The organism is Pseudomonas sp. FSL R10-0056, from assembly GCF_009600105.1.
Lineage (GTDB): Bacteria > Pseudomonadota > Gammaproteobacteria > Pseudomonadales > Pseudomonadaceae > Aquipseudomonas > Aquipseudomonas bubulae.
Genome location: NZ_WIWL01000111.1, coordinates 67,060 through 79,194 on the forward strand (window position 1 = coordinate 67,060; position 12,135 = coordinate 79,194).

The window sequence follows — 12,135 nt, forward strand, 5'->3', positions numbered from 1 at the left end:
TATCAAGGATGTGCAGGAGGCCCCCGGGTTTGTACAAATTCAAAACAGCGTTTCTGCTTCTTGTCCTGTTGTGCTCGGGCAATGGCATGCTTTTGGCCGCCCCTACGCTGGCCTCTGTGATCAAGGCCGAGGAATCCGATGGCAAGCCTCCCGTGCTGGTGGATGGCGGGCTGCTGGGTGCCTTGGGTGCGGGGATGGACGAGGTTCAAGGTCAGCTCGGCCTGAGTATGCAGTTGCTGGACGCCTGGCGTTTACGCACCGAGCGGGCGGCAGGTGAAGTAGGACAACTGGTCGAGCAGGCATCCACACATCCTTCCTGGAGTGGTGTAGGCGACTTTTTCTTGCTGACGGTTATCTGGTCCGGCGTTTTTTTCGGGTTGATGCTCGCAGGAAGATTGCTGGCGCGTTATTTGTGTACCACGCGTTCGATGGTTGACCGGCCACGCATCCAGACGCTGGTGGGTTATGTGGTGCCCTACATGTTGCCTGCGCTGGTCTCGTTGATGCTGGCCCTGTACGCCAGCCGCATGCTGCAAGACACCTTGGGTCGCTCGTTCGGCCTGACCCTGACCTATGCTGGCAGCGCCGGGGTGTTCTGTGTGGCGCTGGTGCTGTCACTGAGTACCTTGTTTGAAACGGGCCACAAGCGCCGCGCGGTGCAGATTATTCGTCAGTACTCGAAACGGGCGCTGTTCTTGATCGGCTTTTTTTCGGCACTGAGCGACGCAATGAGCAGCCCGCAAATTGCGCGGCAAATCGGCGGTAATATCGCCAGTTGTCTGTCGGTACTCGCCGGCCTGCTGGCGTGCGCCATTCTGGGCTGGCTGGTGGTACGGCTGCGGCGGCCCGTGGCTCACCTGATCCGCAATCGGGCCCTGGCACAACGGCTCGGGCAGCCAGCCTTGCAAGAGTCGTTGCGCATTTTTTCGGTACTCTGGTACTGGCCCGTGCTGCTGATGTTGCTGGTGAGCGCGCGCAATTTACTGGGCGTGGGTGAGGGCAGTGAACGTGCCTTGCGCAGTGCATTGCTGACATCGGGCCTGCTGATCGGCACGGTATTTCTGAGCACGATTCTGCACCATTCGTTTCGGGCGCGAACCCAGCATACAGGGGCCTATAAAGAGCGTTTTATCGGTGTGGTTTACGCATTGCTGCGCATTGCCCTGGCCGTGACCTTTATTGAGTTGCTGGCGAAGATCTGGGGTTTCTCGCTGTTGGCCTTCGCTTCCGACAGCAATACCGGCAAGGTCATCAGTGATTCCCTGGGCCATATCCTGTTGATCCTTCTGGTGACCTGGTTGACCTGGGTGGTCCTCGACACGGCCATTCAACAAGCGCTGGAACCGGCCACCAACCGGCGCGGGAGCCATGAGCCCAGTACGCGAATCAAGACCATCCTGCCGCTGGCGCGCAATGCTATCAAAGTGATTCTGGTGGTGATCTGTACCATCACCACCATGGCCAATCTGGGGGTGAACGTCGCGCCCTTCCTGGCTGGCGCCGGGGTGATAGGCCTGGCCATCGGCTTTGGCTCCCAGCAGTTGGTGCAGGACGTGATTACCGGGCTGTTTATCATTATTGAAGACACCATCTCGGTGGGTGACTGGGTGGTGATCGACTCCGCCCATGCCGGCACCGTCGAGGGGTTGACCATACGAACCCTGCGCCTTCGCGATTCGAGAGGTTTTGTCCATTCGGTGCCTTTCGGTCAGATCAAGGCCGTCATCAACCATTCCCGGCAGTTTGCCTATGCCTTTTTTTCCGTGCAGTTCACCTATGACACCGATATGGACAAAGCGACGGCCCTGATTCGGGAAGCGGGGAGCCAGATCAGCAGCGATCCTCTGCTCAGCCTGAGCCTGCAGGGCTCGCTGACGATCTTTGGCGTCGACAGCATGAACCTCGATGGCGTGACCATAACCGCGCAGTTCCGAACCATGTCCGGGGCGCAGAACACCGTGAGCCGGGCATTCAATGACCGGCTTAAAAAGCTTGTGGATAAGTCGCCGGATGTTCACTTCGCACAGCATTATCCACAGGGGTTTCTGCTGCCCGTGCGGGAGCCGGAACAAACGCTGCCAGCGGACTCCTTGGCGCAACGGTCTACGGTATTACTGACTGATATTCCGCCCAGATCCCAATGAAGGCCTTTTAGCATGAGGCAGTTTGTCAGTGACGGGTGGGCAAGAAACCCGCAAAATGCGGCTATCTTGATTAGGGTCAGCAGCTTTCACGGCTGGTTTTCTGGTATACATCACCGTTCTAAATAGACTGAGCCTGCATACTTTATGCGAATGCGCCTTATGTTATTGGGCGGCGGAAATGCCCTCGGGCAGGCGCTGATTCGTCTGGGTGCCGAGGAAGACATCAATTTCCTAGCCCCGCGCCCGCCGCAAGACGGTTGGGACGCCGCGAGCCTCACGCAACTGCTCGATGACACCCGCCCGGATGCTGTCATCAACCTTGCGTACTACTTCGACTGGTTTCAGGCGCAGACAGTAAGCGAGTCGCGTCTTGCCGCCCAGGAGCGCGCTGTCGAGCGTCTGGCCGAGCTGTGCCAGCACCACAGCATCACCTTGTTGCAACCTTCCAGCTATCGGGTTTTCGATGGCTCGCGTGCGACGGCCTATAGCGAAAAAGACGAACCCGTCCCGCTCGGGTTGCGCGGTCAGGCACTGTGGCGTATCGAACAAAGTGTGCGGGCCATTTGCCCGCAACATGTGCTGCTGCGTTTTGGCTGGTTGCTCGATGACAGCCCGGATGGCACCCTCGGGCGGTTTCTGGCCCAGGCCGAAAAGCCGGGTGAGTTGTTGATGGCCGATGATCGACGGGGCAACCCGACGCCGGTGGATGATGCTGCGCGGGTGATTATCTCGGTACTCAAGCAGCTCGATTGCGCGGCGCCGCTGTGGGGCACTTACCACTACGCCGGGCACGAAGCGACAACGCCGCTGGCGCTGGGGCAGGCGATCCTGGCCGAGGCCCGTAACCTGCACGAACTGGCAATCGAAGCGCCGACACCCCAGGCGCACGCCGCGCGGCCCGACGCGGCAGAAGAACCCCAGCACGCGGTGCTGGCGTGCAAAAAAATTCTACACACCTTCGGGATCAAGCCTCGCGCCTGGCGTGCGGCGCTCCCCACTTTACTGGACAGGTTTTATCGTCATGGTTGATGCTCCCGTTTTAATCACCGGTGGTGCCGGTTTTATTGGCTCCAACCTGGTAGACGCCTTGTTGGCCAAGGGCTACTCCGTAAGAATTCTCGATGACATGTCCACAGGCAAACGCAGCAACTTGCCAATGGCCAACTCGCGGGTCGAGCTGATTGAAGGTGACGTGGCCGATGCCGCACTGGTTGCCAAAGTCATGGCTGGTTGCAGCGCAGTGGTTCACCTGGCGGCGGTTGCTTCGGTACAAGCCTCGGTAGACGACCCGGTGCGTACTCACCAAAGCAACTTCATCGGCACCCTGAATGTGTGCGAAGCCATGCGCGAAACAGGGATCAAGCGCGTTGTTTTCGCCTCCAGTGCTGCGGTCTACGGCAATAACGGCGAAGGCGAGTCGATTGTCGAAGACACGCCTAAAGCGCCATTGACACCTTATGCCGCCGACAAGTTGTCCAGCGAGTACTACCTGGATTTCTATCGTCGCCAGCACGGTCTGGAGCCGGTGATCTTTCGCTTCTTCAATATCTTTGGCCCGCGCCAGGACCCCTCCTCGCCTTATTCGGGCGTGATCAGCATTTTCAGTGAGCGTGCTGAAAAGGGCCTGCCGATCACCATCTTTGGCGATGGCGAACAAACGCGCGACTTCGTGTATGTGGGTGATCTGGTCAAGATTCTGGTGCAAGCCGTCGAAACCGAGAACGCTGAAGCGGGTGCCGTGAACGTAGGCTTGAACAAGGCCACTACACTCAATCAAATGCTGGCAGCGTTGAGCGAAGTGGTCGGCGAGTTGCCACCGATCAGCCACGGTCCGGCCCGCTCGGGTGATATCCGCCATTCCCGTGCTGACAATAGCCGTTTGTTGCAACGCTTCACCCTCGGTGAAACCACACCAATGAGTGTCGGGCTGGCACGCCTGCTAGGCCGCTAAGAACCACCCGCCCACAAAAAAGGCGCCTTTCGAAGGCGCCTTTTTTATGATTGCCGGACTTAGAATTTGTAGCCCAGGCCAACCATGTATACCCATGGGTCCACGTCTACGTTGACCTTGGCACGAGTGCCTGGTGCCACGGCGTTGTTTTCCACAGTGGCGCGGGTGTCGATATCGATATAACGCGCCTGGGCGTTGATCATGATGTTGTCGGTCAGCATGTAGTCAGCACCCAGCTGCCAGGCCATGCCCCAGGAGTTTTTTGCCTTGAAGTTGTCGAACCCTTCGGCGCTGGCACGGCTGCCGACGTGTTCGTCGTAGATCCAGGTGTAGTTGATGCCGGCACCGACGTAAGGCTGGAATGCCGATTTGGTATCCAGTGGGTAGTACACAACGCTCAGGGTTGGCGGCAAGTGTTTGAGGCTACCCAGTTTGCCGTTGGCGGCTGCCAGGCCAGTACCCTTGAGTTTCACGTCATGCTCAAACGGTGTGGCTGCCAGCAATTCGATACCCACATGGTCGGTGATCATGTAAGCGAAGTTCAGACCCAGTTGCGTGTCGCTGCTCATGGTCGCCTTGCCACCCAGATCAGCACCTGCCAACGGGCCTTGATCAACCTTGACGCTGGAGCTGTCGGCTTTCGGGTTTACCGTGATAGCACCGGCACGCACGATGATGTCGCCTTCCGTGTGCGCGTGGGCAAGAGGGGCGACGACGGCGAGCGCAAGGGCGGCTGCGCTGAGCAAAGACTTGTGCATGGGAGCTCCATTTGGATATTTAAAATTTATATAACCAATGGTAATGAGCGCCCAGGCCTGTTCAGTTGACCCAGCTCAATGAAAGCGTGAAGTTGTGAAAAATTCGTTAATTGCCCAGAGCTCCTCACCCCAACCCTCTCGCGGAGGGAGAGGGAGCTGATGGGTGGCGTTGCGCAAACCTGCTTTTGCTTTCAGTCCCTTCTCCCACTGGAAGAGGGCTAGGGTGAGGGGCCTTTGGGGTTACTCCGGCAATTCATACACCACGATCCGCTGCGCATCCATCTGATACCCCGCATCCGCCAGTTCGCTAGTGCTGGCCTTGACCTGCAGCGCGCCCACGATCCAGTACGGCTGGTACAACTCGTCGAGTTTGACCCCTTCCTTGCTGGTCACGTGCACGATCTGGTTCGACGGCGGTGGCGGTACATGGATGCAGGCACCGAAGTACGGCACCAGCAAAAAGTCCGTGGTGCGCCCGTCTTCGCTGACTTCAAGGGGCACGATATACCCCGGCAGGCGAATCAACTGACCATCCAGCGCCGGGACCACCGGCGCATTGGGCAAGTCCTGCCTGGCTGCCGGGGCGGCTTCCATATTGCCCATCTGCGAGAGGTCATGCAGGGGCGTCATGTCCGGTGCTTCAGGCGGCGCATCCGCCGGGATCATTTCCGACCAGGTCAGCTCTTTCGGTTCGGCCGCCAACAGCGGCGTCGCAACCAGCAGTAACAGTGCCAGCAGCACGCGAGACATTGCAGACCTTTTCATAAATGTAAGCTCATAAACGAATGGACAGACCATCTGCCAGCGATTGTCGGTAGGCGCGCCAGGCAGGCACGCAGCCCATCAACAGGGCCGCTGCCAGAATACCGCCGAGCAGCGTCCATTCATATTCACTTGGCCACGCCAGTGGCAAATACAACCCGTAGTTCGATTGCACATAGCCTTGCGCGACGGCAATGCACACATACAACAGACCGACACCGGCGATCACTCCGGCGAGTGCCAGAGCCAGTGCTTCGAACACCAGTAACGTGGCGATATGCCAAGGGCGGGCGCCCACGGAGCGCAAGATCGCCATCTCGCGGCGCCGCTCATTGAGGCTGGTCAAGATTGCGGTGAGCATGCCGATCAGTCCGGTCAGTACCACAAACAGCGACACCACAAACAACGCTTTTTCAGCAGTGCTCATCAAGCTCCAGAGTTCCTGCAGGGCTACGCCGGGCAAAATCGCCATCATCGGCTCACCGCGAAAATCGTTGATCTCCCGTTGCAGGGCAAAAGTCGAAATTTTGCTGTTCAGGCCCAGCATGAACGCAGTGATGGCCTGGGGGGTTAGGTCCATATTGCGGGCCTGGTCAGCGCTGATACGCCCGGCACCGTGGGCGGGCACGCCGTTATGCCAGTCGATATGGATTGCTTCCATACCGCCCAGGCTGATATGCAGCGTGCGGTCCACCGGGGTACCGGTGCGCGCGAGAATGCCAACCACGGTGAACGGTTTGTCGTCGTGCTTGACCAGGCTGATCGCCGCCACGCCATGAGCCAGCACCAGTTTGTCGCCCAGTTTGTAATGCAGGGCATCGGCGACTTCGGCACCCAGTACCACTTCGAACGGATCGCTGGCAAAAGGACGGCCGCTGGCCAGTTTCAGGTTTTGCTTGTGGCCGTACTGGTAGTGCTCGAAGTACGCCTCGCTGGTGCCCATCACCCGATAGCCGCGGTGCGAGTCGCCCAGGGACATGGGGATGGCCCATTTCACTTTCGGGTTGTTGGCGAAATGTTCAAAGCTGTCCCAACGAATATTGTTGGTGGCATTGCCGATGCGGAACACCGAATACAGCAGCAGATTGACCGAGCCCGAGCGGGCACCCACGATCAGGTCGGTGCCGCTGATGGTACTGGCGAAGCTGGCGCGGGCTTCGGTGCGGACCCGTTCCACGGCCAGCAGGAGGCACACCGACAGGGCAATGGCGAAGGCGGTCAGCAGTGCGGTAAAGCGGCGGTTGGCCAGGCTGGCCAACGCTAGACGAAACAGATACATCTCAGACCTCTACCGACAGGGCGGCGCGATTGAGTTCAGACAACGACAGGTTACGGTCGAACAGAGGGGCCAGGCTTTGATCGTGGCTGACAAACAACAGGCTGGCACCCGCTTCACGGCATTCGGCAAACAGCAGCTGGATAAAGGCTTCGCGAGCGTCCGCGTCCAGCGCTGATGTGGGCTCGTCGGCAATCACCAGTTCGGGCTGACCGATCAGTGCGCGGGCGGCGGCAACACGCTGCTGCTGGCCGATGGATAACGAGTCTGCACGTCGCTCCAGCAGGGCCGGGTCTTTAAGGCCCAGATGGGCCAGCAGGGTTTGCGCGGCGTTATCCACACTGCCGTGGCGTTGCACGGCGCGGCTGGCACGCAGTTTGGAAAAGTGGCAAGGCAGCTCGACGTTCTCGCGAACCGACAAAAATGGCAGCAAATTGAATTGCTGGAAGATATAGCCCGTGTGGTCAACCCGGAAACGGTCACGGGCCCCGGAACCCAGCTCTCCCAGCTCCTGGCCGAGCAAGCGGATGCTGCCGCTGTTGGCTTTTTGCACGCCGCCAAGCAACCCCAGCAAAGTGGTTTTGCCACTGCCACTGGGGCCTTTGAGGAACAGGGTTTCACCTGCTTGCAGGCGAAACGCCGGAATATCCAGTAGCACGGGGTGCCCCGGCCAGCGGAAACTCAGGTCGCTCAGTTCGATAAGTGCTTGGGTCATTGGGGGAGGAGATCGCCTGGGAGTTGGTGGAAGTCTTTCTGTGGGAGCTGTTTAAAACTTCAGCACAGGTGCCTTGGCTGTCACTTCCACGGCTTGCTGACCGCTCGGGCCGATCAGTTGTACCTTGAATTTATGGGTGCCGGGGAATGTCTTGAAAAACTGCGCCAGATCCAGCGCTTTCAAAGCGTCCGGCGTGCTGCAGGTAAACGCATAGTGGGCTTCGATATCGCTGTGATGGTGCTCGCCCTTGGCGCTGCCTTCTTCCGGCGCCGGTTCGAACAGCGGGCTTTTCAGTTCCTGCGCTTCAGCTGTGCAACCGGCGGCCTTGGGGATGCTGAACAGCACCAGTGGGTCTTCCAGTTGTTTGCGTACCGAGCTGACTTTGGCCTTGTCAGCATCAGTGGTAGCAACGTGTTCAAAGCCCACCAGGTTCATCGACGGGCCATCCAGGTCCAGTTCCAGGGTCTGGCCGTCGAGCGCGACATTCAAGCTGCCTACGCCATGTTCATGGGGCGCCAGGCTGCTGTGTTCATGGTCGTGATCATGATCGTCGGCGGCGTGAGCCATCGCCAGCGGCAACAAGGCAAACGGCAAAGCAAGAAGCAAACGGCGCATGGGAGCACTCCAGCAGAAATGTGAAAATATTGTTATGTGATCTTATAACAACTGTTGCGAGAGTTTGCCCGTGTGCTTGGCGTTACGCAAGGCGCGTGGGAGCATGGCTGCAAGAAAATTGAGGAGCACGACGATGGTGCGCATTCGCGGAACGATAGGCGACTGGCCGGTGGATTTGACCGTGGAGCTGGATGAGAGCGACTGGATAAAGCTGGGCGCGCAACTGCACGTCAGTGAAGCACCGATCAGCCAGCCGCCCGCAAAACCTGCGAATCAGGATGATGCCGTGTGGGAAGCCACCAAGGATTTGCTGCGCAAGGCTGGACAGATCAGCGGGCCTGAATTGCTGGGGCAGCTTGAAGCGCTGACCGGCAGCACGGGAGCAGGCAAACGCTTGTTGGTGCGCCTGCGCCATTGTGCCGAGGTGAAAGTGGTTAGCGGTGCTGATTCGCCGATTTACAGCTGGGTTGACGTGGCGTAACAAAAACTCCCGTAGCAGCTGCCGAGGGACGAGGCTGCGTTTGGCAGCTACAGGAACACTGCAACTGTGGGAGCGAGCCTGCTCGCGAAGGTCGTTCGCGAGCAGGCTCGCTCCCACAATAGGGCTTGACCTGCAACAGAGTATCTACAGATATGTATCGGGGTTTAGTACAGCGCAGCAAACAGCTTGCGGCGGTAGGTGGTGACCAGCGGGTGATCATTGCCCAGCAGGTCGAACACCTGCAGCAGGGTCTTGTGGGTGATGCCTTCGTTGTAGCTGCGGTTGCGGGTGAACAGTTTCAGTAGCCCGTCCAGTGCGCCTTCATATTGCTGGCGTGCCAGTTGCTGGATTGCCAGTTGATACGCCGCTTCGTCGTCTTGCGGGTTTTGTGCCACGCGGGTCTTCAGGTCGGCCACATCCGGCAAGTCCGCTGCCTGGCGCAAGAACGTCAGTTGCGCCTTGGCCCCGGCCAGTTCGGCCTTGTGCTCGTCGCTCTTGACCGCATCCAGCACCGCTTGTGCTTCAGTCAGCTCGCCACGTTCAGCCAGGCAGCGGCCATACAGGATCAGCGCTTTGGCGTTGCTGTTGTCTTCAGTCAGGATGCTTTTGAGCAAGGCTTCAGCATCGGCAAAACGGCTTTCGGCAAACAGCGCCTGGGCTTGAACCAGCGGGTCTTCAACCGCAGCTTCAGGCATCACCACATGGGGCGCGAGCATGGCACGGATCGCTGATTCCGGCTGGGCTTCCTGGAAACCGTCGACCACTTTGCCGTCCTTGAACAGCACCACGGTGGGCAAGGTCTGAATGCCAATGCGGCCAACAATATCCTGCTCGACATCACAGTTGACCTTGGCCAGCAGCAGTTCGCCCTGATAGTCCTCGGCAATTTGCTCCAGGATCGGCAGCATCACCTTGCAGGGAGCGCACCACTCGGCCCAGAAATCCACCAGTACGGGTTGGTCGAATGAGGCCTGGACTACCAGCCTGTCGAAGTCAGTGGAGGTCACGTCGAAGCTGTAAGAAGGCGTAGGCTGATTCATTTCGTGTCTCGAAGCAGGTAAATAAGAGCAACTATAAAGGCTGGGCGCAGTGGCTGAAAGGCACAGGCTCGCGTTGTGCGTGATACAGGCTGACGTTGCGAAATTCGTGGGGCTCGGCCAGGTCGGGCAGGGTCAGGGCCTTGAGCATGGCCAGTTGCCGATAAAGCGGGTGCTTGAAGTCGCGTACGCGGGAATCGGCTACCAGGGTCTGCTGGCCGCGGCTAGGGAACTGATCCAGCAGCGGCAGGTTTTCGCGGTCGTAGAGCACATCAGCCACCAGGATCAGATCGAACCGGTCCGCCTCGGCAAAAAAATCGCTGGAGTAGCCCAGCGCGACATCGTTGAGCTGGGCATTGGCCCTGCAGGCCGCCAGTGCCAGCGGGTCAAGGTCACAGGCCACCACTTCCAGCGCCCCGGCCCTGGCTGCTGCAATCGGTGCAACGCCCGAACCGGCACCAAAATCCAGAACGCGCTTGCCCTTGACCCACTGCGGTTGCTCGGCCAGAAAGCGTGCGAGCGCCAGCCCGCTGGCCCAGCAAAAGGCCCAGTAGGGAGGTTCGTAGAGAATGCGCCGGGTTTCGTCGGGGGTGAAGGCGCGATCCATATTGTGGGCATCGATCAACCAGAGTTTGAGCGCGGTGCCGGGCAAGTCGGTCGCCACCAGCCGCGCATCACCCAGCAACTCGCTCAACGACTGCTGCAGGCCAAACGGTATATTCATGGTGCTTTGACGAAGGCCAGGGTACCCAGCGCCTGCGTGGTGGGCTGGTTGATGATCCGCGAAGGCAGATGCAGGATCAATTGCCCGGACTGGCTGGCGCGGCCGCGCAGCTCGACCCGCATCCCGGTCGGGAAGGCTTGCGGGTTGAAGCGCAGCTTGAAGGGCAGCGCCTGGCTGTTGCCGAGGATCTTGCTGCTGGCCATCAAGCCTTGGGGGCGGCCACGATCGTCAACGATCAGCATGGCCAGCTCGACCTCGGCGCCTGCCGGCACACCGGTCAGCACTCCGCTCAACTCGCGCTGATATGACGGCAGCGGGCCAAGGTCAGCCGGGGCATCGGTTTTTGGCTGCGTCAGCACTTGGGGCTGTGCCGATTTTGGCGGCTCACTGCTACAAGCGACCAGCAAACTGGCAAGGCACAGCAAAACAAGCGTTCGTAGCGGCATACACGGCTCCAGCGGCAGGTCAGTCGGTGTATCAGATTGTGTAAAAGATAGTAGCCCGTCTGTATACCGTAAAGCCTATGGCTTGTCTTGCCAGTGGGATGCGCTAACATGGCGCTCCCCATTTTTGTTGGCTGCCACCATGCACTGTCCCTTCTGCGGTGCCAACGACACTAAAGTCATCGACTCGCGTCTGGTTGCCGAGGGCGACCAGGTGCGCCGCCGGCGTGAATGCCTGGCCTGTGGTGAACGTTTCACCACCTTTGAAACAGCTGAGTTGGTATTACCCCGCCTTATCAAGCAGGACGGCAGCCGCCAGCCGTTCGATGAAGAAAAGCTGCGCGCCGGCATGCAGCGTGCGCTGGAAAAGCGCCCGGTGAGTGTCGAGCGTCTTGAAGCCGCGCTGGCCCGGATCAAGCACAAGCTGCGCGCCACTGGCGAACGCGAAGTCAAATCGCTGGTTGTTGGTGAACTGGTCATGGGCGAGCTGCAAAAGCTCGACGAAGTGGCCTATATCCGCTTTGCCTCGGTCTATCGACGTTTCCAGGACTTGAACGAGTTCCGCGAAGAGATCGACCGTCTTGCCCGTGAGCCTTCCAAAGAATGATCCAGTCCACAGAACAATCGATTTTAGACACCCATTACATGGCGCGGGCCATCGAGCTGGCGCGCAACGGGCTGTACACCACTCACCCCAACCCCCGTGTCGGTTGCGTCATCGTACGTGACGGGCAGATCGTCGGCGAAGGCTGGCATGTGCGCACCGGCGAGCCCCATGCCGAAGTCCACGCCTTGCGCGCGGCCGGTGAGCTGGCGCGGGGCGCCACGGCCTATGTCACCCTTGAGCCGTGCAGCCATCATGGGCACACCCCACCGTGCGCCGAAGGGCTGATTAGCGCAGGTGTGGCGCGTGTGGTTGCAGCCATGCAGGACCCCAACCCGGAAGTTGCCGGGCGTGGCCTCAAGCGTTTGGCCGATGCCGGTATTGAAGTGCGCAGTGGTGTGCTGGAAGCCGATGCCCGGGCGTTGAACCCTGGTTTTCTCAAGCGCATGGAGCACGGTCTGCCGTTCGTACGGGTCAAAATGGCCATGAGCCTTGATGGCCGCACCGCGATGGCCAACGGCGAAAGCCAGTGGATCACCGGGCCAGAAGCGCGCTCGGCGGTGCAGCGCTTGCGGGCCCAGGCCAGTGTGGTGCTGACGGGTGCGGATACCGTGCTGGCCGATGG

At 59.6% G+C, this 12,135-nt stretch carries 14 protein-coding genes; 6 read left to right on the top strand and 8 right to left on the bottom strand.

Features of this window, described 5'->3' with window-relative positions:
• Positions 1 to 29 precede the first annotated feature (29 nt).
• The 3 genes from GHO42_RS05425 (at position 30) to GHO42_RS05435 (ending at position 4,095) form a co-directional block, all read left to right on the top strand.
• Positions 30 to 2,144, top strand: a complete 2,115-nt coding sequence (locus GHO42_RS05425; protein ID WP_153327376.1) for a mechanosensitive ion channel family protein — start codon at positions 30 to 32, stop codon at positions 2,142 to 2,144.
• Positions 2,145 to 2,288: 144 nt separating this feature from the next.
• Positions 2,289 to 3,173, top strand: coding sequence for a sugar nucleotide-binding protein (locus GHO42_RS05430; RefSeq protein WP_094999478.1), 885 nt, complete (start codon positions 2,289 to 2,291; stop codon positions 3,171 to 3,173).
• Positions 3,166 to 4,095: an NAD-dependent epimerase/dehydratase family protein gene (locus GHO42_RS05435; protein WP_094999477.1), complete on the top strand. Its 930-nt coding sequence runs from the start codon at positions 3,166 to 3,168 to the stop codon at positions 4,093 to 4,095. Before GHO42_RS05430 ends, GHO42_RS05435 begins: the two co-directional genes overlap by 8 nt.
• Positions 4,096 to 4,154: 59 nt before the next feature.
• On the opposite strand, the gene GHO42_RS05440 is transcribed toward GHO42_RS05435, so the two are convergent.
• From GHO42_RS05440 to GHO42_RS05460, 5 genes are all read right to left on the bottom strand, one after another.
• Entirely contained in the window at positions 4,155 to 4,853 is a 699-nt protein-coding gene (locus GHO42_RS05440; protein WP_094999476.1) for an OmpW family protein, read from the bottom strand.
• A gap of 240 nt (positions 4,854 to 5,093) precedes the next feature.
• Complete coding sequence (locus GHO42_RS05445) at positions 5,094 to 5,603, bottom strand: DUF3299 domain-containing protein (RefSeq protein ID WP_371926176.1); 510 nt, start codon at positions 5,601 to 5,603, stop codon at positions 5,094 to 5,096.
• Between the two features lie 25 nt (positions 5,604 to 5,628).
• The gene (locus GHO42_RS05450; RefSeq protein ID WP_095019069.1) at positions 5,629 to 6,894 is read right to left on the bottom strand and encodes an ABC transporter permease; all 1,266 of its coding nucleotides are present in this window, start codon (positions 6,892 to 6,894) and stop codon (positions 5,629 to 5,631) included.
• Position 6,895: 1 nt separating this feature from the next.
• Positions 6,896 to 7,606, bottom strand: coding sequence for an ABC transporter ATP-binding protein (locus GHO42_RS05455; protein ID WP_095019068.1), 711 nt, complete (start codon positions 7,604 to 7,606; stop codon positions 6,896 to 6,898).
• Between the two features lie 51 nt (positions 7,607 to 7,657).
• Positions 7,658 to 8,221, bottom strand: a complete 564-nt coding sequence (locus GHO42_RS05460) for a DUF2796 domain-containing protein (protein WP_095019067.1) — start codon at positions 8,219 to 8,221, stop codon at positions 7,658 to 7,660.
• A 133-nt stretch (positions 8,222 to 8,354) separates the two neighbouring features.
• On the opposite strand from GHO42_RS05460, the gene GHO42_RS05465 reads away from it, so the two are divergent.
• Positions 8,355 to 8,702: a hypothetical protein gene (locus GHO42_RS05465; RefSeq protein WP_094999471.1), complete on the top strand. Its 348-nt coding sequence runs from the start codon at positions 8,355 to 8,357 to the stop codon at positions 8,700 to 8,702.
• 164 nt (positions 8,703 to 8,866) lie between these two features.
• Here the strand turns inward: GHO42_RS05465 and trxA are convergent, their stop codons facing one another.
• From trxA to GHO42_RS05480, 3 genes are read right to left on the bottom strand one after another with little or no spacing between them, the layout of a single operon-like run.
• Positions 8,867 to 9,742 (bottom strand): thioredoxin, encoded by an 876-nt coding sequence (gene trxA / locus GHO42_RS05470; protein ID WP_094999470.1) that lies wholly within the window; start codon positions 9,740 to 9,742, stop codon positions 8,867 to 8,869.
• A gap of 31 nt (positions 9,743 to 9,773) precedes the next feature.
• Positions 9,774 to 10,463, bottom strand: a complete 690-nt coding sequence (locus GHO42_RS05475; protein WP_153327374.1) for a methyltransferase — start codon at positions 10,461 to 10,463, stop codon at positions 9,774 to 9,776.
• Positions 10,460 to 10,909, bottom strand: coding sequence for a hypothetical protein (locus GHO42_RS05480; RefSeq protein WP_094999468.1), 450 nt, complete (start codon positions 10,907 to 10,909; stop codon positions 10,460 to 10,462). Before GHO42_RS05480 ends, GHO42_RS05475 begins: the two co-directional genes overlap by 4 nt.
• 139 nt (positions 10,910 to 11,048) lie before the next feature.
• Between GHO42_RS05480 and nrdR the strand changes: the two genes are divergently transcribed.
• Together nrdR and ribD are read left to right on the top strand one after the other, a co-directional pair.
• A complete protein-coding gene (nrdR, locus tag GHO42_RS05485) occupies positions 11,049 to 11,513 on the top strand; it encodes a transcriptional regulator NrdR (protein WP_029611200.1) in 465 nt (154 codons plus the stop codon).
• Positions 11,510 to 12,135: bifunctional diaminohydroxyphosphoribosylaminopyrimidine deaminase/5-amino-6-(5-phosphoribosylamino)uracil reductase RibD (gene ribD / locus GHO42_RS05490; protein ID WP_178114898.1), on the top strand; the 626-nt coding region annotated here is incomplete at its 3' end. The genes nrdR and ribD, both read left to right, overlap by 4 nt.